The 22,272-nt window shown below is 69.0% G+C and carries 22 protein-coding genes; 20 read left to right on the plus strand and 2 right to left on the minus strand.

All coding sequences use genetic code 11. The features are described 5' to 3' along the window. Together AAG801_RS26335 and AAG801_RS26340 are read left to right on the plus strand one after the other, a co-directional pair. Positions 1-322 (plus strand): TrkA C-terminal domain-containing protein (locus AAG801_RS26335; protein WP_341891036.1); only part of this gene is annotated, 322 nt, incomplete at its 5' end. Positions 323-403: 81 nt separating this feature from the next. Then, positions 404-1,861, plus strand: coding sequence for a potassium transporter TrkG (locus AAG801_RS26340; protein WP_341891037.1), 1,458 nt, complete (start codon positions 404-406; stop codon positions 1,859-1,861). Positions 1,862-1,928: 67 nt separating this feature from the next. Here the strand turns inward: AAG801_RS26340 and AAG801_RS26345 are convergent, their stop codons facing one another. Beyond that, the gene (locus AAG801_RS26345; RefSeq protein ID WP_341891038.1) at positions 1,929-2,582 is read right to left on the minus strand and encodes a hypothetical protein; all 654 of its coding nucleotides are present in this window, start codon (positions 2,580-2,582) and stop codon (positions 1,929-1,931) included. Between the two features lie 33 nt (positions 2,583-2,615). Here AAG801_RS26345 and AAG801_RS26350 point away from each other — a divergent pair, with 33 nt between their 5' ends. The 7 genes from AAG801_RS26350 (at position 2,616) to AAG801_RS26380 (ending at position 10,128) form a co-directional block, all read left to right on the plus strand. Then, a complete protein-coding gene (locus AAG801_RS26350) occupies positions 2,616-3,230 on the plus strand; it encodes a 2-hydroxychromene-2-carboxylate isomerase (RefSeq protein WP_341891039.1) in 615 nt (204 codons plus the stop codon). Further along, positions 3,230-3,787 carry a DinB family protein gene (locus AAG801_RS26355; RefSeq protein WP_341891040.1) on the plus strand — a complete coding sequence of 186 codons (558 nt, stop codon included), beginning with the start codon at positions 3,230-3,232 and terminating at the stop codon, positions 3,785-3,787. The genes AAG801_RS26350 and AAG801_RS26355 overlap by 1 nt, the downstream gene beginning before the upstream one ends. A 108-nt stretch (positions 3,788-3,895) precedes the next feature. Then, positions 3,896-5,518, plus strand: coding sequence for a carboxyl transferase domain-containing protein (locus AAG801_RS26360; RefSeq protein ID WP_341891041.1), 1,623 nt, complete (start codon positions 3,896-3,898; stop codon positions 5,516-5,518). A 10-nt stretch (positions 5,519-5,528) separates the two neighbouring features. After that, positions 5,529-6,671: an acyl-CoA dehydrogenase family protein gene (locus AAG801_RS26365; RefSeq protein WP_341891042.1), complete on the plus strand. Its 1,143-nt coding sequence runs from the start codon at positions 5,529-5,531 to the stop codon at positions 6,669-6,671. Between the two features lie 7 nt (positions 6,672-6,678). Continuing rightward, a complete protein-coding gene (locus tag AAG801_RS26370) occupies positions 6,679-7,464 on the plus strand; it encodes an enoyl-CoA hydratase/isomerase family protein (RefSeq protein ID WP_341891043.1) in 786 nt (261 codons plus the stop codon). A gap of 5 nt (positions 7,465-7,469) precedes the next feature. Continuing rightward, the gene (locus AAG801_RS26375; RefSeq protein ID WP_341891044.1) at positions 7,470-8,090 is read left to right on the plus strand and encodes a DUF4126 domain-containing protein; all 621 of its coding nucleotides are present in this window, start codon (positions 7,470-7,472) and stop codon (positions 8,088-8,090) included. 7 nt (positions 8,091-8,097) lie between these two features. After that, positions 8,098-10,128 carry an acetyl/propionyl/methylcrotonyl-CoA carboxylase subunit alpha gene (locus AAG801_RS26380; protein ID WP_341891045.1) on the plus strand — a complete coding sequence of 677 codons (2,031 nt, stop codon included), beginning with the start codon at positions 8,098-8,100 and terminating at the stop codon, positions 10,126-10,128. Positions 10,129-10,138: 10 nt separating this feature from the next. On the opposite strand, the gene AAG801_RS26385 is transcribed toward AAG801_RS26380, so the two are convergent. After that, a complete protein-coding gene (locus AAG801_RS26385; protein ID WP_341891046.1) occupies positions 10,139-10,492 on the minus strand; it encodes a hypothetical protein in 354 nt (117 codons plus the stop codon). A gap of 106 nt (positions 10,493-10,598) precedes the next feature. Here AAG801_RS26385 and AAG801_RS26390 point away from each other — a divergent pair, with 106 nt between their 5' ends. The 11 genes from AAG801_RS26390 to AAG801_RS26440 all read left to right on the plus strand — a co-directional run bounded on the left by AAG801_RS26390 (position 10,599) and on the right by AAG801_RS26440 (position 21,941). Further along, the gene (locus AAG801_RS26390; protein WP_341891047.1) at positions 10,599-11,513 is read left to right on the plus strand and encodes a hydroxymethylglutaryl-CoA lyase; all 915 of its coding nucleotides are present in this window, start codon (positions 10,599-10,601) and stop codon (positions 11,511-11,513) included. Continuing rightward, positions 11,510-12,001, plus strand: coding sequence for a YbaK/EbsC family protein (locus tag AAG801_RS26395; protein WP_341891048.1), 492 nt, complete (start codon positions 11,510-11,512; stop codon positions 11,999-12,001). Before AAG801_RS26390 ends, AAG801_RS26395 begins: the two co-directional genes overlap by 4 nt. Then, entirely contained in the window at positions 11,998-12,204 is a 207-nt protein-coding gene (locus AAG801_RS26400; protein WP_341891049.1) for a DUF1289 domain-containing protein, read from the plus strand. Before AAG801_RS26395 ends, AAG801_RS26400 begins: the two co-directional genes overlap by 4 nt. Next, positions 12,201-12,842 carry a 2-hydroxychromene-2-carboxylate isomerase gene (locus tag AAG801_RS26405; protein ID WP_341891050.1) on the plus strand — a complete coding sequence of 214 codons (642 nt, stop codon included), beginning with the start codon at positions 12,201-12,203 and terminating at the stop codon, positions 12,840-12,842. Before AAG801_RS26400 ends, AAG801_RS26405 begins: the two co-directional genes overlap by 4 nt. Positions 12,843-12,994: 152 nt before the next feature. Next, positions 12,995-13,303, plus strand: coding sequence for a DUF485 domain-containing protein (locus AAG801_RS26410; protein ID WP_341891051.1), 309 nt, complete (start codon positions 12,995-12,997; stop codon positions 13,301-13,303). After that, positions 13,300-15,027: a cation acetate symporter gene (locus AAG801_RS26415; protein WP_341891052.1), complete on the plus strand. Its 1,728-nt coding sequence runs from the start codon at positions 13,300-13,302 to the stop codon at positions 15,025-15,027. Before AAG801_RS26410 ends, AAG801_RS26415 begins: the two co-directional genes overlap by 4 nt. Before the next feature lie 121 nt (positions 15,028-15,148). Further along, a complete protein-coding gene (locus AAG801_RS26420) occupies positions 15,149-16,543 on the plus strand; it encodes a putative nucleotidyltransferase substrate binding domain-containing protein (RefSeq protein ID WP_341891053.1) in 1,395 nt (464 codons plus the stop codon). A 13-nt stretch (positions 16,544-16,556) separates the two neighbouring features. Beyond that, a complete protein-coding gene (locus tag AAG801_RS26425) occupies positions 16,557-16,760 on the plus strand; it encodes a hypothetical protein (protein WP_341891054.1) in 204 nt (67 codons plus the stop codon). Beyond that, positions 16,760-19,414: a sensor histidine kinase gene (locus tag AAG801_RS26430; protein WP_341891055.1), complete on the plus strand. Its 2,655-nt coding sequence runs from the start codon at positions 16,760-16,762 to the stop codon at positions 19,412-19,414. The genes AAG801_RS26425 and AAG801_RS26430 overlap by 1 nt, the downstream gene beginning before the upstream one ends. Further along, on the plus strand, positions 19,411-19,779 hold the full coding sequence (locus AAG801_RS26435) for a response regulator (RefSeq protein ID WP_341891056.1): 369 nt from the start codon (positions 19,411-19,413) through the stop codon (positions 19,777-19,779). Before AAG801_RS26430 ends, AAG801_RS26435 begins: the two co-directional genes overlap by 4 nt. After that, on the plus strand, positions 19,776-21,941 hold the full coding sequence (locus AAG801_RS26440; protein ID WP_341891057.1) for an exonuclease domain-containing protein: 2,166 nt from the start codon (positions 19,776-19,778) through the stop codon (positions 21,939-21,941). The genes AAG801_RS26435 and AAG801_RS26440 overlap by 4 nt, the downstream gene beginning before the upstream one ends. Positions 21,942-22,272 lie beyond the last annotated feature (331 nt).

Genomic DNA, 22,272 nt, shown 5'->3' on the forward strand with positions numbered 1-22,272 from the left:
CTATGTGCGGCGAGGCGACGTCGAGGCGGTCTACAGCCTGCGCCGCGGCGCCGCCGAGGCGCTCGAGGCGGTGGCCCACGGCGACCGCAAGTCGTCGAAGGTGGTCGGCCGGCGCATCGAGGAGCTGCCGCTGCCCAGCGGCGCGCAGATCGGTGCGATCGTGCGCACCGTCCACGACGCCGAGGTCTTCCAGAAGGTCATCATCCCGCACCACGACACCGTGATCGAGAGCGATGACCACGTGATCGTCTTCGTGCCGCGCAAGCGCATGGTGCGCGAGATCGAGAAACTGTTCCAGGTCGGCGCGACCTTCATGTTCTGAAATGACGCCCCCAAGTTCGCTTGCGCTCGCTGCCCCCCCGAGGGGGCGCTCAGCGGCTTCGGGCGGCCGGGCGCCGCTGAGATGAGTTCTCCGCTCGCCGTCGTCGCGCTCGTCGGCCGCATGGTGGTGCTGTTCGCGCTGCTGATGGGGGTGCCGCTGGCCTTCGCGCTGGCGGAGCACGACCCGGCCGAGAACGCCTTCCTCGTCGGCACGGCGATCACCTTCGGCTGTGGCGTGCTGATGAGCCTGGCGACGCGGCGCTTCCGCCGCGAACTGCAGCCGCGCGACGGCTTCGTGCTGGTCGGCCTGACCTGGCTGACGCTGCCGGCCTTCGGCGCAATTCCGCTGTTGCTGGCGATACCGGGGCTGAGCGTCACCGACGCCTACTTCGAATCGATGTCGGGCTTCACCGCCACCGGCGCAACGGTGCTCAGCGGGCTGGATGCGCTGCCGCTGTCGGTCAACGTCTGGCGCTGCTTCATGATGCTGATCGGCGGCCTGGGCATCATCGTGCTGGCGGTGGCCATCCTGCCGCTGCTCGGCGTGGGCGGCGCGCAGCTCTTCAAGGCCGAGACCGCCGGCCCGATGAAGGACGCCAAGCTCACGCCACGCATCGCCGAGACGGCGCGCGGCTTGTGGGCGGTGTATTTCGTGGTGTCGATCGCCTGCTTCTTCGCCTACCGCTGGGCCGGCATGAGCTGGGCGGACGCCTTCATGCACATGTGCACGACGATGGGCCTGGGCGGCTTCTCGTCGCACGACCTGAGCTTCGGCTACTGGAACTCGCCGACCATCGAGATTGTGGCGGTGGTCTTCATGATGCTGTCGGGCGTGAGCTTCGCGCTCTACTTCGTGGCCTGGAAGCAGCGTTCGCTGCGCGTGCTGTGGAACAACGTCGAGGTGCGGGCCTTCTACCTCGTCGTGCTGGGCACCATCGCGCTGATCTCGATCTACCTGACGGTCAACGGCGTCTATCCCGACTTCGAGCAGTCCTTTCGCCACACCGTCTTCCACGTCGTCTCGATCGCCACGACGACCGGCTACGCCTCCTACGACTACGCGCAGTGGCCGCTGTTCGCGCCGCTGCTGATGATCCTGCTCGGCTGCTTCGCCACCTGCGCTGGCTCCACCGGCGGCGGCATCAAGATGGTCCGCATGATCCTGCTGCTCAAGCAGTCGCAGCGCGAACTGGTGCGCATCGTGCATCCGAACGTGGTCAACCCGGTGGTGATCGGCGGCTCGGCCGTGAGCCCGCGGGTGATCCAGAGCGTGATTGCCTACATGATGGTCTACGGCGCCTCGCTGGTGGCGTTGACCATGCTGTTGTTGTTCAGCGGCCTGGACGTGGTGACCGCGTTCACGGCGGTGATCGCCTGCGTCAACAACATCGGCCCGGGCCTCGGCGAGGTCGGGCCGGCAGTCAACTACGGCGGGCTCAGCGACTTCCAGATCTGGGTCTGCACCTTCGGCATGCTGCTCGGCCGGCTGGAACTGCTGGCGGTGCTGGTGCTGTTCACGCCGCAGTTCTGGCGCGGATGAAATTTCCCCGCCCGAGGGCGCGCGGACCGGCTGGGGAGCGGCCTGGCGCTCGGCGCCGCTGCAGTGCTCAGTCCTTCGGCAGGTAGCGCGCGTCCGACCAGGTCGCCAGCCACTGCGGCTTGAACGCCACGAAGATCGCCACCAGCATGCCGGTGGAGAAGGCCTCGCCCCAGGCCATCAGCCAGTGGCCGAGCAGCACCGAGCCGATCTCGGTGCTCTCGGATGGCGGGGTCAGGTAGGCCGACATCGTGCCGGCCGCCATCATCGCCAGCGCGGTAACGATGAAGCCGCGGCCGAGGATGAACACGAAAGGATGGTTCGGCAACCAGCGCCGCGTTGCCAGGCCGATCGCCAGCGCGAGCGTGGCCGCCACGATGCCGTTCCAGGCCAGATGATCGAGCGCCATCGGCCAGGCAATGCCGCCCAGCCAGGCGCCGAGCGCGGCGATCGGCACCAGACTGAGCACCGCCAGCGGCCAGCCGAGCATCAGCACCATCAGGCAGGCACCGGAGAGCTGCACCGCCACGCCGCCGGGCATCACGCGCTGCGCCGCCCACAGCCAGGGCAGCAACACCAGGCAGGCGAGCCAGGGGTGCCAGATCGGCGCGCCGCGCAACTGCCGCCATGGCCGCAACGCAAGCGCGACGGCCAGCGCGACGATCACCACGACGAATGACAACCCCATCGCGGCGATGCTATCCGGCAGGGTTGCTGCCGACATGACAAGGGTCAACGGTGGCGCTACGCTGGCTGCATGAACACGCCCATGCCGCGCAGCATCGACTTCTACTTCGACTTCTCGTCGCCCTACTCGTACATCGCCTCCGAGTGGGTCGAGGCGCTCGCGGCGCGCCACGGGCGCACGGTGGTCTGGAAGGCCATCCTGCTCGGCGCCACCTTCCAGGCTGCCGAGCTCAAGCCGCCGGTGGCCCACCCGATCAAGCGCGAGTACTCGTTGCACGACTTCGAGCGCTCGGCGCGCTTCGCCGGCGTGCCGCTGAAGAACCCTCCGGTCTTCCCGATCCCGACGCAGAACGCGGCGCGGGTGTTCTGGTGGCTGGCCGCGCAGGACCGCGACCGCGCCGCGCAATGGGCCAGGCACTGCCTGCGTGCCTACTTCGCGCGCGGCGTCGACTTGAGCGACCCGGCGCAGCTGGGCCAGCTTGCCGTCGACTTCGGCCTCGAGGCCGGAGCGGCCGAAGCGGCGTGGAACGATCCCGTCTGGAAGTCGCGACTGAAGGCGGAGAACGAAGCCGCCATCGCCGCCGGCGTGTTCGGCGCGCCCTTCTTCATGGTCGACGGCGAGCCCTTCTGGGGCAACGACCGCCGGCCGCAGATCGAGCGCTGGCTCGAGAAGGGGCCGTTCTGATGCTCACGCTGGCCGGGCAGTTGCGCATCCAGGCGCGCGCCAACCGGCTCGCCAACCATCGGCTGCATGGCGCGATGGAGGCGCTCGCGCCGGCCGAGTTCCACGCGCCGCGGGTGAGCTTCTTCCCGAGCCTGGCGGCGACGCTGAACCACATCCTTGTCGTCGATGCGTACTACATCGGCGCGCTGCATGGCGATGCCGATCTGCCCGCGGTTTACCGGGCGTTCGTACCGGCGGCGACGCTGGACGAACTCGCGCGGCGGCAGCGCGCCAGCGACGAGCGGCTGATCGCCTGGTGCGAAACGCTGACCGACGCGGGTTGTGCCGCGATGGTCGAGATGGACCGCGGCGACCATGTGCAGCGCGACCGCGCCGCTCACGTGCTCGCCCACCTGTTCATGCACCAGACGCACCACCGCGGCCAGGTGCACGCGATGCTGTCGGCCACCGCCGTGGCACCGCCCCAGCTCGACGAGTTCCTGATGCCCAGCGACGCGCCGCTGCGCAGCGCCGACATGGTCGAACTCGGCTGGCGCGAGGGCGACGTGTACGGGTAAGCCGCAGGGCTGGTCACACCACGCGGCGCCGCTAGAATCCAAAGTTGACGTTTACGTAAACGTCAACCGCTGATCCGGTGCCACAGTCGGCTGCTCCGTGGAGACCCCATGCCCGTTCTCGCCTCCAACCTCAGCCCCCGCTCCGAGGACTTCAAGGCCAATGCCGCGGCGATGCGCGCGCTGGTCGACGACCTGAACGCGAAGCTCGCGCAGATTGCCCAGGGTGGCGGCGAGGCGGCGCGCGCCAAGCACGTGGCGCGCGGCAAGCTGCTGCCGCGCGAGCGCGTCGAGATGCTGCTCGACCCCGACACGCCCTTCCTCGAGGTGGCGCCGCTGGCCGCGCTCGACATGTACAAGGAGAAGGGCGGCCAGGACGCCGCCCCCGGCGCCGGCCTGATCGCCGGCATCGGGCGTGTGGCCGGCGTCGAGTGCATGGTCGTGTGCAACGACGCCACGGTGAAGGGCGGCACCTACTTCCCGATGACGGTGAAGAAGCACCTGCGCGCGCAGGAGATCGCGATGCAGAACCGCCTGCCGTGCATCTACCTGGTCGATTCCGGCGGCGCCAACCTGCCGAACCAGGACGAGGTGTTCCCCGACCGCGATCACTTCGGCCGCATCTTCTTCAACCAGGCCAACATGAGCGCGTTGGGCATCCCGCAGATCGCGGTGGTGATGGGCTCGTGCACAGCGGGAGGCGCCTACATGCCGGCGATGAGCGACGAGTCGATCATCGTGAAGAACCAGGGCACCATCTTCCTCGCCGGCCCGCCGCTGGTGAAGGCGGCGATCGGCGAGGTGGTCAGCGCCGAGGACCTGGGTGGCGGCGACGTGCACACGCGCCTGTCCGGCGTGGCCGACCACCTGGCGAGCAACGACACCCATGCGCTGGCGATCGCGCGCGCCTCGGTGGCCAACCTGAACTGGCGCAAGGCGCATGAGCAGCGCCTCGCCGCGCCGCGGCCGCCGCTGTTCGATGCGAGTGAACTGCACGGCATCATCCCGACCGATGCGCGCAAGCCCTATGACGTGCACGAGATCATCGCCCGCATCGTCGACGGCTCCGAGTTCGACGAGTTCAAGGCGCGATACGGCACTACGCTGGTCACCGGCTTCGCGCACATCGAGGGCATGCCGGTGGGCATCGTCGCCAACAACGGCGTGCTGTTCAGCGAGAGTGCGCAGAAGGGTGCGCACTTCATCGAGCTGTGCGGCCAGCGCAAGATCCCGCTGATCTTCCTGCAGAACATCACCGGCTTCATGGTCGGCCGCAAGTACGAGAGCGAAGGCATCGCCAAGCACGGCGCGAAGATGGTCACGGCTGTTTCCACCGTCAACGTGCCGAAGTTCACCGTCATCATCGGTGGCAGCTTCGGCGCCGGCAACTACGGCATGTGCGGGCGCGCCTACAGCCCTCGCTTCCTGTGGATGTGGCCGAACGCGCGCATCAACGTGATGGGCGGCGAGCAGGCGGCGAGCGTGCTGGCCACCGTCAGGCGCGACGGCATCGAGGCCAAGGGCGGAACCTGGTCGGCGCAGGAAGAGGCAGCGTTCAAGCAGCCCATCCTCGACCAGTTCGAGCACCAGGGCCACCCGTACTACGCCAGCGCCAGGCTGTGGGACGACGGCGTGATCGATCCGGCCGACACACGGCGCGTGCTGGCACTGGCGCTCAGCGCCAGCCTGAATGCGCCGATCCCGGATCCGAAGTTCGGCGTGTTCCGCATGTGAGGCGAAGCGCATGGACAACATCTACCTGAGCCACGAACACGAGCAGCTGCGCGAGCAGGTCTCGCGCTTCCTGGCGCGTGAGGTGGAGCCGTTCGCCGAGCAGTGGGAGCGCGACGGTTGCGTGCCGCGCGAGGTGCTGCGCAAGATGGGCGAGGCTGGCCTGCTCGGGCTGATGTATTCCTCACAGCACGGCGGGGCGGAAGCGGATGCGCTGACCAACCTGGTGTTCGCCGAGGCGCTGTCGCAGTCCACCTACGGCGGCTTCATCATCACCGTGCTCGTGCACACCGACATGGCCAGCCCGCACCTGCACCACGCCGGCAGTGCGGCGCAGCAGGCGAAGTACATGCCGGGTGTGACGGCAGGCCGCACGATCACCGCGGTCGGCATCACCGAACCGGGCGCCGGCTCGGACGTGGCGGGGCTCAAGACCAGCGCCAGGCGCGATGGCGATCACTGGGTGCTTAGCGGCAGCAAGCTCTTCATCACCAACGGCGTGCACGCCGACCTGTACTTCATCGCCGCGCGCACCGGCACGGCGCGGCACGCGATCTCGATGTTCATCGTCGAGAAGGGAGCACCGGGCTTCACGGTCGGACGTTCGCTGGAGAAGACGGGATGGCTGTCGTCCGACACCGCCGAGCTGGTGTTCGACGACTGCCGCATCCCGGCCGCGAACCTGCTGGGCGAGCAGGACAAGGGCTTCTACTCGGTGATGAAGAACTTCCAGACCGAGCGCATCGCGCTGTCGGCGATGGCGATCGGCCACTGCACGCAGGCGCTGAAGATGACGCTCGAGTACGTGCGCGACCGCCGGGCGTTCGGCGCCACGCTGTTCGACAAGCAGGTGGTGCGGCAGCGGCTGGCGATGCTCGACGCCAAGGTGCGCGCCGCGCGCCAGTACCTCTACCACTGCGGCTGGCTGGTCACGCAGGGGCATGATTGGAACCGCGTGGTGCAGGACGTGTCCATGCTCAAGGCGCTCACCGGCGAGCTGGTCAACGAGGTGGTGCAGGCCTGCCAGCAGTTCCACGGTGGCATGGGCTACATGCGCGGCACAGCGATCGAACGGCTGTGGCGCGACGCGCGCATCCTCGCCATCGGCGGCGGCGCCACCGAGGTGATGCTCGACGAGGCCGCCAAACGCTATTGACGACGCCATGACCACGACAACCCTCGACGTTCAACGCGAAGGCCATGTGGCCCGTGTCTACCTGAACCGCCCCGAGGTGCGCAACGCCTTCAACGACGGCGTGATCGGCGAGCTGACCCAGGCTTTCGCCGGGCTGGGCGCGGACGCGACGCTGCGCTGCATCGTGCTCGGCGGCCACGGCAAGGCCTTCTGCGCCGGCGCCGACCTGAACTGGATGCGCGCGATGGCCGGCTACAGCTGGGAGCAGAACCGCGCCGATGCGCAGGCGCTGGCCGACATGCTGTGGACCATCTACAGCTGCCCGGTGCCGGTGGTCGGCCGCATCCACGGTGACTGCTACGCCGGTGGCCTCGGCCTCGCGGCGGTGTGCGACGTGCTGGTCGCCGCCGAAGGTGTCCAGTTCTGCCTCAGCGAGGCGAAGCTCGGCCTGCTGCCGGCGACCATCGGGCCGTATGTCGTCAAGGCCATGGGCGAGCAGGCGGCGCGGCGCTGGTTCGTCACCGCCGAGCGTTTCTCCGCCGCACAGGCGCACGCGATGGGCTTCGTGCACGAGCTGGTGGCACCCGAGGCACTCGATACGAAGGTCGACGAGCTGGTCGCTGCGCTGGTCGCCAACGGCCCGATGGCCGTGCGCGCCTGCAAGAAGCTCGTGCAGGACGTCGGCGGCCGCGACATCGACGCCGATCTGCGCGCCGAAACCGCACGCCGCATTGCCGACATCCGCGCCAGCGACGAAGGCCGCGAAGGCATCCAGTCCTTCCTCGGTAAGCGTGGGCCCAACTGGCTGGGCTGACCACGATGCCGACCACGCTCGACACCGCCCAGCTGATCGCCATCGCTGCTGCGCTCGGCTGGGCCAGCGGCATGCGGCTGTACCTGGTCGTCTTCCTCACCGGCATCGCCGGCTACCTCGGCTGGGTGGAACTGCCGCACGGCCTGCAGGTGCTGCAGCATCCGGCGATGCTGGTGGCCAGCGGCTTCATGCTCTTCGTCGAGTTCTTCGCCGACAAGATTCCCGGCGTCGACACGCTGTGGGACCTGGTGCACACGCTGGTGCGCATCCCGGCCGGGGCCGCGCTCGCCGCGTCGGTCTTCGGTGCCGACCAGGCCACCTGGGCGACGATGGCCGCGCTGCTCGGCGGCACCCTGGCCGCCACCAGCCACGTGGCCAAGGCGATCACGCGCGCCGCGGCGAACAGCTCGCCAGAGCCCTTCTCCAACCTTGGCCTGTCGCTGCTCGGTGATGCCTTCGTGCCGGCGGCGCTGTGGCTGTCGTGGACGCACCCGCTCGCGCTGGCCGTCGTGCTGGCGATCGCGCTGGTGATCGCCATTGCGCTGATCGTGGTGCTGGGAAAGTTCCTGCGTGCGCTCGTGCGCCGCGTTTCGGGCTGGCTGCGTGGCGGCCAACCCACGACCTGAGGTCCGCATGTTCACCAAGATCCTGATTGCCAACCGCGGGGAGATCGCCTGCCGCGTTGCCGCCACCGCGCGCAGGCTCGGCATCCGCACCGTGGCCGTGTACTCGGATGCCGACGCCGACGCAAAGCACGTCGCCGCCTGTGATGAGGCCATCCACATCGGCGGCAATGCGCCGCGCGACAGCTACCTGCGCAGCGAGCGCATCCTCGACGCCGCACGCGCCACCGGTGCGCAGGCGGTGCACCCGGGCTACGGTTTCCTCAGCGAGAATGAGGACTTCGCGCAGGCCTGCGCCGACGCCGGTCTGGTCTTCATCGGCCCGCCGCCCTCGGCGATCAAGGCGATGGGCCTGAAGGCCGAATCGAAGCAGTTGATGGAGAAGGCCGGCGTGCCGCTGGTGCCCGGCTACCACGGCGCCGACCAGGACCCGGCGCTGCTGCGCCGCGAGGCCGACCGCATCGGCTACCCGGTGCTGATCAAGGCCAGCGCCGGTGGCGGCGGCAAGGGCATGCGCATCGTGACCAAGGGCGAGGAGTTCGACGCCGCGCTCGCCTCCTGCCAGCGTGAGGCGCGCAACAGCTTCGGTGACGACGCGGTGCTGATCGAGCGCTACGTCACGCGGCCGCGACACATCGAGATCCAGGTGTTTGGCGATAGCCACGGCCACTGCGTCTACCTGTTCGAGCGCGACTGTTCGGTGCAGCGTCGCCACCAGAAGGTGCTGGAGGAAGCACCCGCGCCCGGCATGAGCGAAGCCCGCCGGCGCGAGATGGGGGCGGCGGCGGTGTCGGCCGCGAAGGCCGTGGGCTACGTCGGTGCCGGCACGGTGGAGTTCATCGCCGAGCCGCAGGCCGATGGCGACCTGCGCTTCTTCTTCATGGAGATGAACACTCGATTGCAGGTCGAGCACCCGGTGACGGAAGCGATCACCGGGCTGGACCTGGTCGAGTGGCAGCTGCGCGTGGCCGCAGGCGAGCCGCTGCCGCTGAAGCAGGAGGAGTTGCGCATCCACGGCCATGCGATCGAGGCGCGCATCTGCGCGGAGAACCCCGACGCCAACTTCCTGCCGGCCACCGGCACGCTCGACGTGTACCGCACGCCGGTGTGCACGAACTTCGAGCGTGGCATGAACGCAGGAGTCGGCGCGCAGAGCGCGCCGGTGCGCGTCGACGCCGGCGTGCGCGAAGGCGACGCCATCTCGCCGCACTACGACTCGATGATCGCCAAGCTGATCGTCTGGGGCGCCGACCGTGCGCAGGCGCTGGCGCAGCTGGACGCCGCTCTCGCGCAGACGCACATCGTCGGCCTGCAGACCAACGTCGCCTTCCTGCGTCGCGTGACCACCAGCCGCTCGTTCGCGCAGGCCGACCTCGACACCGCGTTGATCGAGCGCGAGCGCGCCGCGCTGTTCGACCAGCCGCCGCTGGCACTCGAAGTCGCGGCGGCCGGCGCCATCGCCCACCAGCTCGCGCACGAGCGTGCCGCCGAGGGCGCCGACCCCTGGTCGAAGCGCGATGCCTGGCGCCTGCACGGTGCCGCGGTGCGTCGCTTCGACCTCGAAGCCGGCGGCACGCAGCACGTGGCGACCCTGATCCGCGCGCACCGCGGCGAGACCGTCATGGCGATCGGCGATCGCAGCTGGTCCTTCGGCGCCAGCTCACGCAGCAGCACGCAGCACGACGTGACCCTCGGCGGGCGGCGCTGGACGCTGTCGGTGTACACCGTCGGCGAGCGCATCGCGGTGTTCTCACCCGAGGCCAGCGCCGTGCTGCACCGCATCGACCCGATCACCCACGCCGGCGATGCGGCGGCCGAAGGCGGGCGCCTGACGGCGCCGATGCCCGGCAAGCTGATCTCGCTGCTGGCAAAGGCCGGCGACGCGGTGAAGAAGGGCCAGGCGCTGGCGGTGATGGAAGCGATGAAGATGGAGCACACCATCACTGCGCCTTGCGATGGCACGGTGGTCGAACTGCTCTACGCAGTCGGCGACCAGGTGCTGGAAGGCGAGGAACTGCTGCGGCTGGAGGCTGCAGCGTGAGCGATGGTGCTCAGCTGTGGCGCGGCTCGTTGCCGCGGCGGCCCCAGGTCGAGGGCTTGTACCAGCTCGACGACGGCTCGGACTTCACGTCCAGTTCGGCAGGGCGCGACACGCCGAAGCCGGAGGTGTTGCTGGCCCAGGCCGTTTCCTGTGGCACGGCGCCGGTCGGTTCGGCGTTGGCCATGCGCAGTTGCCGGGCCATGGTGGCCAGTGTCGGGTCGCCGGAGGCTTCGCACACCCAGATGGCCTCGCGCACTTCACCCTCGGCCTTCATCAGGTCTCCGATCTCCACTTTCTCGCCGTAGTGGCGCAGCAGCGCAAAATGGATGCGCGTGGCGAGGCGGAGTCGGGTGCTGGTGTCCAAGGTACTTCCTGATCGATGGTTGTATCTTCCTGTATCAAAGCCGTTACGACCATCCCTAGCTGCGGGGAAACGTGGTGAACCCGCCTCTTTGCACGAGACTTTTTTCATGATTCCTTCGAGTGTGCGAATCGTCGATGTCGGGCCGCGTGACGGGCTGCAGAACGAGAAGCAGCCGGTGGCCACTGCCGACAAGGTCGAGCTGGTGCATCGGCTGCAGGCGGCCGGGCTGCGCGAGATCGAGGTCACCAGCTTCGTCAGTCCGAAGTGGGTGCCGCAGATGGCCGACAACGCCGAAGTGATGGCTGGCATCGTGCGGCGCGCGGACGTGCGCTACTCGGTGCTGACGCCGAACATGAAGGGGCTCGAGGCGGCGCTGCTCACGACGCCGCACGAGGTGGTGGTGTTCGGCGCTGCCAGCGAGGCCTTCAGCCAGCGCAACATCAATTGCTCGATCGCCGAGTCGGTCGAGCGCTTCGCGCCGGTGGTGGCGCTGGCGCACGAGCGCGGGCTGAAGGTGCGTGCTGCGGTGTCCTGCGCGCTCGGCTGTCCCTACCAGGGTGAAGTGAGCGCCGACGAGGTCGAGCATGTCGTCAGGCTGATGAAGGCCATTGGCGTCGACCACTGCGGCATTGCCGACACCATCGGCGTCGGCACCCCCAAGCGCGTGCAGGCGGCGATGGAGCGCGCGCTCAAGCATTTCCCCCTCGCCGAGGTCAGCGGTCATTTCCACGACACCTACGGCCAGGCATTGGTGAACATCTACGCCTGCCTGGAGATGGGCATCCACCATTTCGACACCAGCGTCGCCGGCCTCGGCGGCTGCCCGTATGCGAAGGGCGCGACCGGCAACGTCGCCACCGAAGACGTGGTGTTCATGCTGAACGGTCTGGGTGTCGAGACGGGCATCGATCTCGACGCGCTGGTCGATGCCGGCGCCTTCATCTCCGGCGTGCTCGGCCGGCCGCCCGTATCGCGTGCCGGCAAGGCGCTGCTGAGCAAGCGCGAGAGGGCTGCTGCATGAGCGAGGTTCTGTCCGAACGACCGGAAGGCTTCAGGCGCGTCACTCAGGCGCTGGCCGAGCGTGATCACCCGCACCCGCCGCTGTGGCTTGAGGTGTCCGCACGCACCTCGCAGGAAGCAGCCGACGCGCTCGGCGTGCAGGTCGGGCAGATCGCCAAGAGCGTGATCTTCCGTCGCAAGGCCGACGAAGTGGCGGTGCTGGTGGTGACCTCGGGCGACAAGCGCGTCGACGAGAAGAAGGTGGCTGCGATCGTCGGCGCGCTGGGCCGTGCCGACGCCGACTTCGTCAAGGCGCGCACCGGCTTCACGATCGGCGGCGTCTCGCCGCTCGCGCATGCCACGCCCGCGGTGACGCTGATCGACCGCGAGCTGTTCCGCTTCGGCGAGATCTGGGCCGCGGCCGGGCATCCCAATGGCGTGTTCAAGCTGAGTCCGTCGCAACTCGAGTCGCTCACCGGCGCGCCGGTGGCCGACGTGGTGCAGGCATGACGCCGGTGAATTCAACCGTGCCCTCGCCGTGCATCAGCGTGTGCAGGATGGATGTTGGCAGCGGCTGGTGCGAAGGCTGCCTGCGCACGCTCGACGAGATCGCCGTCTGGTCGGTGCTGGAAGACCACGAGAAGCGCGCCGTGTGGAAGCAACTGCCGCAGCGGCGCGAGGCGCTCGCGGCCATCAAGGGCACGACGACGTGAAGTCGCTGCAGTTCTGGTTCGATCCGATCTCGCCCTACGCTTACCTCGGATTCGAGCGGCTGCCGCAGGCGCTCGAAGGCCTGTCGTACAGCGTCGACTACCGCCCCATCCTGTTCGCCGGCCTGCTCAAGGCATGGGGCCAGAAGGGCCCGGCCGAGATCGAACCGAAGCGGGCCTGGACCTTCCGCCAGATCGCCTGGCAAGCCCACCGGCTCGGCGTTCAGATCGACACGCCGGCGCAGCACCCGTTCAATCCGCTCGCGTTGCTGCGCCTGCTGCACGCCTGCGCGCCCGAGGGCGGCATGCCGAACCGCTGGCAGTGCGAACAGGTGTTTCATCATGTCTGGCATGGCGGGGCCGATGCCAACGATGCGCAGCGTCTGGCCGAACTGCGCGCGCGACTCGCGCCCGCGCGCGACCCGGACGGCGAGGCCGTCAAGCAGTCGGTGAAAGACAGCACCGCAGCGGCCCTCGCGCGCGGTATCTTCGGCGTGCCGACCATCGAGGTCGATGGCCGCCTGTTCTGGGGTCTCGATTCGCTCGAGATGCTCGCCGCCTACCTGCGCGGCGACCCGTGGTTCGACGGTCCCGACTGGGACGCCGCAGCCACGCCGCGGCCCGGCATCGCCCGCACCTGAGCTGACGGATATCAAGCGCGCCCCGCGCGCCGTCAGTTTCACTTCAGTTCCGCGTCAGCCCGTGTTGGCTATGCGTCAGAGCATGGTCAGTCCGATCGTGGACTATTCACGTCAGGCCTCGCTGAGGCTCATCTAACGAGAGGAGACACGCCATGGAAGACGATCTGGTCCGAAAGATCTCGACCCACCCCAAGTACCTGGAGCTGAAGGCCAAGCGCACCAGCTTCGGCTGGTGGCTCACGCTGGCGATGATGGTCGTGTACTACGGCTTCATCATGCTGGTGGCCTTCAACAAGCCCTTCCTGTCGCAGCGGCTGGGCGATGGCGTGATGACGATGGGCATTCCCATCGGCTTCGGCGTCATCGTCTTCACCGTCGTGATCACCGCGTTCTACGTGCTGCGCGCCAACAGCCAGTACGACGACCTGACCGACGCCGTGCGCAAGGGAGTGCTGAAATGAGCCGCTTCTCCAATACGACGCGCGTCGTGCTGACGCTGGCCGCGCTGCTCGGTGCGGCCGGTGCCGCGCTCGCTGCCGGCGCCGACCTCGGCCAGGCGCAGAAGCAGGCCACCAACTGGACGGCCATCGGCATGTTCGGCGTGTTCGTGATCTTCACGCTGTTCATCACCAAGTGGGCCGCGGCGCGCACCAAGAGCGCGGCCGACTTCTACACCGCCGGCGGCGGCATCACCGGCTTCCAGAATGGCCTGGCGATCGCCGGCGACTACATGTCGGCGGCCTCCTTCCTCGGTATCTCCGCCGCGGTGATGGCCTCCGGCTTCGACGGCCTGATCTACTCGATCGGCTTCCTGGTCGGCTGGCCGGTCATCACCTTCCTGATGGCCGAACGCCTGCGCAACCTCGGCAAGTTCACCTTCGCCGACGTGGCCGCCTTCCGCTTCGAGCAGAAGCCGGTGCGCATCTTCGCGGCCTCGGGCACGCTGGTCGTCGTGGCGTTCTACCTGATCGCGCAGATGGTCGGCGCGGGCCAGCTCATCAAGCTGCTGTTCGGCCTGGAGTACTGGATCGCCGTGGTCATCGTCGGCGGGCTGATGATGGTCTACGTGCTGTTCGGCGGCATGACGGCCACCACCTGGGTGCAGATCATCAAGGCCTGCCTGCTGCTCGGCGGTGCCACCTTCATGGCCTTCATGGTGATGTGGCAGTTCGGCTTCAGCCCCGAGGCGATGTTCGCCAAGGCGGTCGAGATCAAGGCCAACCTGGCGGTCAGCGCCGGCAAGACGCCGGAGGAAGCAGCCACGCTGGGTCAGTCGATCATGGGCCCGGGCAACTTCGTGAAGGACCCGATCTCGGCGATCAGCTTCGGCATGGCGCTGATGTTCGGCACCGCCGGCCTGCCGCACATCCTGATGCGCTTCTTCACCGTGCCTTCGGCCAAGGAAGCGCGCAAGAGCGTGATGTGGGCGACCGGCTGGATCGGCTACTTCTACCTGCTGACCTTCATCATCGGCTTCGGCGCGATCACTTTCGTGCTGACCAACCCGCAGTTCCTCGACGCCAAGGGTGGCCTGCTCGGCGGCGGCAACATGGCCGCCATCCACTTGGCCAACGCGGTGGGCGGCAACGTGTTCCTCGGCTTCATCTCGGCGGTGGCCTTCGCGACCATCCTCGCGGTGGTGGCGGGCCTGACGCTGTCGGGTGCCTCGGCGGTGTCGCACGACATCTACGCCACCGTGATCAAGCAGGGCAAGGCCGACAGCGCCTCGGAGCTGCGTGTCTCGAAGATGACCACCATCGCGCTGGGCATCGTTGCCGTCGTGCTGGGCATCGCGTTCGAGAAGCAGAACATCGCCTTCATGGTGTCGCTGGCCTTCGCGATAGCGGCCTCGGCCAACTTCCCGGTGCTCTTCATGAGCGTGCTGTGGAAGGACTGCACCACCAAGGGCGCGGTGATCGGCGGCTTCCTCGGGCTGATCTCGTCGGTGGTGCTGACGGTGGTCTCGCCGTCGGTGTGGGAAGCCACGCTGGGCAACCCCAAGGGTTCGGCCCTGTTCCCCTACACCTCGCCGGCGCTGTTCTCGATGACCATCGGCTTCGTCGGCATCTGGCTGTTCTCGATCCTCGACCGCGGCGCGCGCGCCAAGGAAGACCGCGCGGGGTTCCTGGCCCAGCAGGTGCGTTCGGAGACGGGCATCGGCGCGGCGGGAGCCTCCGGCCACTGATGGCTCGTCGCTAGACGAATCTCAAGCCACCGGACGGGACTGCGGGCACACTGCCTGCGGTCCCGTTCTCACATTCGACGCTCGCATGCCGGAAAGCCGCGGTCCTGAATCGCAACGCGAGATGCTCTCGCTCGTCACCGCGAAGGTGCGTGATGCCTACGTGCGCAAGCCCTTCTACGTCGACGGCACGCTCGACCTGGTGTCGGTGTGCCGGCTGCTGTCGCAGCAAGCTCTGACCGTCGCACTCGTGAAGGACGGCGAGCGCCTGGGCATCTTCACCACCACCGACCTGCGCGACGCGCTGCTGCGCGACACGCCGCCGGCGGCGCTGGCCGTGCGCGAGGTGGCACGTTTCGGCCTGATCGAGATCGACGCCGACGCCGAGCTGTTCGAGGCGCTGTGGATGATGGTGCGCCACCGCGTGCACCGCCTGCTGGTGCGCGACGGCGATCAGGTGCTGGGCGTGCTCGGCCAGCTCGACCTGGTCAGCTTCGTCGCCAACCACTCGCACATCGTCGCGGTGCAGATCGACGAGGCGGCATCGATCGATGACCTGAAGGCGGCGGCGCAACGCATCGACGCGATGGTCGAGCTGCTGCACGATGGCGGCATCAAGATCGAACGCATCGCGCGGCTGGTCGGCGAGATGAATCACCGCCTCTTCGCGCGGCTGTGGAGCCTGCTCGCGCCGGCTGAGCTGGTGGCCCACAGCTGCCTGCTGGTGATGGGCAGTGAAGGCCGCGGTGAGCAGATCCTCAAGACCGACCAGGACAACGCGCTGCTGCTGCGCGACGGCTTTGAGTTCGCCGGACTGGCCGAGGTCGCGGCGCGCTTCAACGCTGCGCTCGCCGAATTCGGCTACCCGCCGTGCCCGGGGAACATCATGCTGACCAACCCGCTGTGGCGCTGCGGCGAGTCGGCCTTCCGCGACACGCTGCGCGAGTGGGTGTACGGCAGCGGCAGCGACGGCCCGATGCAGCTGGCGATCTTCTTCGACGCGGCGGCGGTGGCCGGCGATGCCACGCTGCTCGATGGCATGCGCGCCCACCTCGACCGCATCCTCGCTGGCGGCGATACCTTCCTCGCCCGCTTTGCCGCCGCCGCCGACCAGTTCGACGAGCCGCAGAGCTGGTGGCAGCGCCTGACCGCGCGCAGCGACGAGCAGCCGCTGGACCTGAAGAAGCTCGGCACCTTTCCGATCGTGCATGGTGTGCGCGCGCTCAGCCTGGCGCATGGCGTGCGCGAGAGCGGCACGGCCGACCGGCTGCGCGTGCTGATGGCCAGCGGCGTGGTCGATGCTGAACTCGGCCGCGACCTGCTCGAGGCGCTGCATTACCTGATGGGCCTGAAGCTGCGCCACCAGCTGCGCCAGCGCGAACGCGGCGAGGCGCCCGGCAACCTGGTGCGGCCGTCGGACCTGAGCACGATGGACCGCGACCAGCTGAAGGACGCGCTGGCCATCAACAAGCGCTTCCGCACGCTGCTGCGCCATCGTTTCCGGCTCGACGCCTTGTGATGCAGGAGGAGCGATGACCGAACGTTTGCGCAACCAACGGCTCCTCGCACTCTTCGCCGCCGGCTGGGCGCTGCTGAACTTCCCGTTGCTCACGCTGTGGGACCGGCCGATCACTGTGGCCGGCATCCCGCTGCTGCCGCTGGCGCTGTTCGGCGGCTGGGCGCTGCTGATCGCCGTAGCGGCCTGGGTGGCCGAGGCGCCGGAGGACGACGGCTGATGTCCACGGCGCTGGTCCTCGCCGCTTCGTTCGCCTACCTGCTGCTGCTCTTCGCCGTGGCGCACTGGGCCGACCGGCGTGCGCGCGAGGGCCGCTCGGTGATCGCCAACGCCTGGATCTACACGCTGTCGATGGGCGTGTACTGCACCGCCTGGACCTACTTCGGCAGCATCGGCCGCGCGGCCAGCTCGGGCCTGTGGTTCCTGCCGATCTACCTCGGGCCGACGCTGGCGCTGCTGCTCGCCGGCGCGGTGCTGCGCAAGATGATCCGCATCGCGCGGACCTACCGCATCACCTCGATCGCCGACTTCATCGCCAGCCGCTACGGCAAGAGCCGCGCCCTGGCCGCGCTGGTGACGCTGATCGCGCTGGTCGGCATCCTGCCCTACGTCGCATTGCAGCTCAAGGCCATCGCCAGCAGCCTGGCCGTGTTGACCGGGAGCAGCGGCCACGCCAGCGCCTGGTGGCAGGACAGCACGCTGTACATCGCGCTGGTGCTGGCCGGCTTCACCGTGGCCTTCGGCACGCGCCACCTCGACACCAGCGAGCGCCACGAGGGCATGGTGGCAGCGATCGCGCTCGAGTCGGTGGTCAAGCTGCTCGCCTTCCTGGCCATTGGCGCCTATGTCTGCTGGGGCCTGTTCGACGGGCCGGCAGACATCTTCGCGCGTGCGCAGGCGCAGCCTGCACTGGCCTCGCTCGCCGGCCTCGGCGGCGAAACGACCTTCGCCGGTGGCCAATGGGCCGCGCTGACGTTGCTGGCGATGCTCTCGGTGTTGTTCCTGCCGCGCCAGTTCCAGGTCATGGTGGTGGAGAACGTCGACGAGCGCCACGTCGAGCGCGCCACCTGGGCCTTCCCGGCCTATCTGCTGCTGATCAACCTGTTCGTGCTGCCGATCGCCCTCGGCGGCCTGCTCTACTTCGGCCCGGGCCAGGCCGACCCCGAGACCTTCGTGCTCTCGCTGCCGCTGGCCAGCGGCGCGCCGGCGCTGGCGCTGATCGCTTTCGTCGGCGGCCTGTCGGCGGCCACCGGCATGGTGATCGTGGAAGCCATCGCGGTGTCCACCATGGTCAGCAACGACCTGGTGATGCCGCTGCTGCTGCGCCTTCGCCACCGTGCGGCGAGCGACCTGAGTGCCGTACCGCTGCTGGTGCGGCGCATCGTCATCGTCGTGCTGCTGCTGCTCGGTTACCTCTACTTCCGCATTGCCGGCGAGGCCTATGCGCTGGTCAGCATCGGCCTGATCAGCTTCGCTGCCGTGGCGCAGTTCGCGCCGGCGCTGCTCGGCGGCATGTACTGGAAGGGGGGCACGCGCGCGGGGGCGCTGGCCGGCCTGTCCGCCGGCTTCTTGCTGTGGACCTGGACGCTGCTGCTGCCCTCGATCGCCAAGTCGGGCTGGCTGGACCGGGGCTTCCTCGCCGAGGGGCCGTTCGGCGTCGCCTTGCTCAAACCGGAGCAGTTGCTCGGGCTCACCGGGCTGGACAGCCTCACCCACGCGCTGCTGTGGAGCCTGCTGGCCAACCTCGGTGCCTACATCGCGGTGTCGCTTGCGCGCGCGCCGTCGCCGCGAGAGGCGACGCAAGCGCTGCTCTTCGTCGACGTGTTCCAGCGCGCCAGCACGGCACCACTGTTCTGGCGCGGCCGCGCACGGCTGGCCGAGCTGCAGCAACTGGCCACCCGCTTCCTCGGTGCCGAGCCGTCTGCGAAGCTGTTCGCCGACTACGCCAAGCGCAGCGGCGCGGCCGAGGTCGAACGCATCGTGCCGGACGCCGCCTTGGTGCAGCACGTCGAGACGCAGCTCGCCGGCGCGATCGGCAGCGCCTCGGCGCGCGCGGTGATGGCCTCGGTCGTCGAGGAGGAGCCGCTGGCCGTGGAAGACATCCTGCGCATGCTCGACGAAGCCTCGCAGGTGCGTGCGCTGAACCGCCAACTCGAGAGCCTCGACCGCCTGAAGGACGACTTCATGTCCTCGGTCACGCACGAGCTGCGCACGCCGCTGACCTCGATCCGCGCCTTCGCCGAGTTGATGCGCGACGACCCGCAGATGGAGGCCGAGCAGCGCCAGCAGTTCCTCGGCCTGGTGGTGGCCGAGGCCGAGCGCCTGAGCCGCCTGGTCAACCAGGTGCTGGACATGGCGAAGATCGAGTCCGGCCACGCGCAGTGGCAGCACGAGGCGATCGACCTGCGCGAGCTGATCGCGCACGCGGTGCAGACCACCGGCGAGGCCTTCCGCGAGCGTGGCGGCACGGTGACGGTGCTGCAGCCCGACCAGTTGCCGGTGCTGCACGCCGACCGCGACCGCCTGCTGCAGGTGCTGATCAACCTGCTGTCCAACGCCGCGAAGTTCGTGCCGCCCGGCTCAGGCCGAGTGACCGTCACGCTGAGCAGCGATGCGCAGGCCGCGCGCATCGAGGTGCAGGACAACGGCCCCGGCATTGCGCCGGAACAGCAGCAACTGGTGTTCGAGAAGTTCCGCCAGGGCGGCGATGCGGCGAACCGGCCGCAGGGCACCGGCCTCGGCCTGCCGATCAGCCGCCAGATCGTCGAACATTTCGGCGGGCGCATGTGGCTGCGCTCGGTGCCGGGGCAGGGCGCCTGCTTCGGCGTCGAGCTGCCGTGGCGCCAATCACAAGAAGAGGAGACAAACCGATGAGCAAGAAGGTGCTGATTGCCGATGACGAGGCGAACATCGTCATCTCGCTGGAGTTCCTGATGAAGCGCGAGGGCCATGCGGTGAGCATCGCGCGTGATGGCCCGGCGGCCCTGGCCGCGATCCGCGGCACGAAGCCCGACCTCGTGCTGCTCGACGTGATGATGCCGGGGCTGAGCGGCTTCGAGGTTTGCCAGGCGGTGCGCGCCGACGAGTCGCTGGCCGGCGTGAAGATCCTGATGCTCAGTGCCAAGGGCCGCGACACCGACATCGCCAAGGGCCAGGCGATGGGTGCCGACGCCTACATGACCAAGCCGTTCTCGACCAAGGAACTGGCCGCGAAGGTGCGCGAGATGCTCGGATCATGAAGCTGGACAAGCGCGAAGCGTTCGCTGCGCTGCTGCCCGGCGCCGTGCTGGCGCTGTGGGCGCTCGGCGGCGGGTTGCTCTTCGCGGCCACGCTCGAGCCCGCCGAGCGGACCGCGCTCGGCGACTTGCTCGAGCCGCGCGCGGCGCTGCTGCTGCTCGGCTGGCTGCTGCTGTCCGGGGCGCTGGGCTGGCTGTCGCGCGAGGTCTACCTGCGCTGGGTCGCCGCAGCGGCGCGGCTGGCGGAAGAGGCGCGCGTGCTGCTCGCCGCCGACGTGCAGCGCGAGATCGAACCCGCGGGCAGCGACGAGACGCGCGCGCTGGCCGAGGTGATCAATGCGCTCGCCCGCCAGCGCGGCGATCTGCGCGCCGACATCGCCGCGCAGGTGCGCGAGGCCAGCCGCAGCGTCGAACAGGAACGCAACCGCCTGGCCGCGCTGATGGCCGAGCTGACGCAGAGCGTGGTGGTGTGCAACCTCGACGGCCGCATCCTGCTCTACAACAGCCGCGCGCGAACGCAGTTCCGCGCGCTGTCCAGCGCGCCGACGGTCGGCGGCGGCGCCGAGCTGCTCGGCCTGGGCCGCTCGATCTATGCGGTGTTCGATCGCGCGCTGATCGCCCATGCGCTGGAGAGCGTGCAGCAGCGCCTGCAGCGCGGCGCGGCACACCCGTCGGCGCAGTTCGTCACCGGCACGCGCGCCGGGCAGTTGCTGCGCGTCCAGATGGCCCCCGTGCGCGAGATCGATGCGGCACCCGGCGAGGTGTCGCTCAACGGCTTCGTGCTGATGCTGGAGAACATCACCCGCGACTTCGCCGACGAGTCCGGGCGCGACACGCTGCTGCACGGCCTGACCGAGGGCAGCCGCGCCTCGCTGGGCAACCTGCAGGCCGCGGTGGAGCTGCTCGACGACGAGGACGTCGACGCGGCCACGCGCGAACGCTTTCACGGCGTCATCCGCGACGAGGTGGGTGCGATGAGTCAGCGCATCCAGCAGCTCGCCAGCCACACCGCGCAGACCATGAAGACACGCTGGCCGCTGGAGGACATGCTCGGCGCCGACCTGGTGGCCGCGGCCGCGCGGCGCATCGAGGCGCAATGCGGCTGCCGCGTCGCGACCAACGAGGTCGACGCCGCGCTGTGGCTCAAGGTCGACAGCTTCTCGCTGCTGCAGGCGCTGGTCTACCTGGCTGGCCGGCTGGTCGACGAGTACCAGATCCGCATGGTGCAGCTGCGCCTGGCCGAAGCCTCGGGCCGTGCGCGGCTCGACCTGGCCTGGATCGGCCAGGCGATGAGCACCGAGACTGTGATGGGATGGGAGACCGATGCGATGCGCATCGGCACCGAGAGCCTGGCGCTGACGGTGCGCGACGTGATCGAACGCCACGACGGCGCGTTCTGGTTCGAGCGCGAGCGGGTGCGCCACGAGTCCTTCTTCCGCCTGCTGCTGCCGCTGGCCGCGGGCGGCGAGCAGCTCGCCGCGGCGCAGATCGTCAAGACGGAGAGCCGCCCCGAGGTGTACGACTTCGACCTGTTCCGCGCCAGCGAGCAATCGCGCGAGCTGGCCGACCGCAGCCTGGCCGAGCTGGCCTACACCGTGTTCGACACCGAGACCACCGGCCTGAACCCCGGCGAGGGCGACGAGATCCTCCAGATCGGCGCGGCGCGCATCGTCGCCGGCAAGCTGCGCCGCGAGGATGTGTTCGAGCAGCTGATCGACCCGCGGCGCGACATTCCCGAGGCCTCGATCCCGATCCACGGCATCACGCCGGACATGGTCGCCGGCGCGCCGACGATCGCCGAGGTGCTGCCGGCCTTTCACGCCTTCGCGCAGGACACCGTGCTGGTGGCGCACAACGCCGCCTTCGACATGCGCTTCCTCGAGCTGAAGCAGGCGGCCACTGGCGTGGTGTTCGACCAGCCGGTGCTCGACACGCTGCTGCTCTCGGCGGTGGTGCACCCGCAGCAGGAGTCGCACCGGCTCGAGGCGATCGCCGAGCGACTCGGCGTCAACGTGCTCGGCCGCCACACCGCCGTGGGCGATGCGATGGTCACCGCGGAGATATTCCTCAAGCTGGTGCCGCTGCTGGCCGAGCGCGGCATCCACACGCTGGCCCAAGCGCGCGAGGCAGCGCAGCAGACCTACTACGCACGCGTGCGCTACTGATTCGACTTTGCGTTCAATCGGCGAGATCGACCGTCGTTTCGCGGCCCTGAGCTGAAGTCTGTGTGTGTCTGCTTTCGTGCCTTCTATGAGCGTCGCGGCAGGCGCTGCCCGCTGGTGGCTCATTCGGCGGCGGTCGGCCTTGCAGGCCGACTCCACTGCGATGCTCGCGCCGGGGTCGTGCCGCAGAACTCACTTCGCGACCTGCGGTCGCTGCGTTCGGACAACCGCGGCAAGTCAGATCACGAAGCGCGCTGGCGCGCCGACCCCGGCGCTGCGCTTCTCGTCGCCGCCCAAATCGCCCCCAGCGGGCAGCGCCTGCCGCGAAGTCCAC

This window comes from Variovorax sp. YR752 (assembly GCF_943372545.1).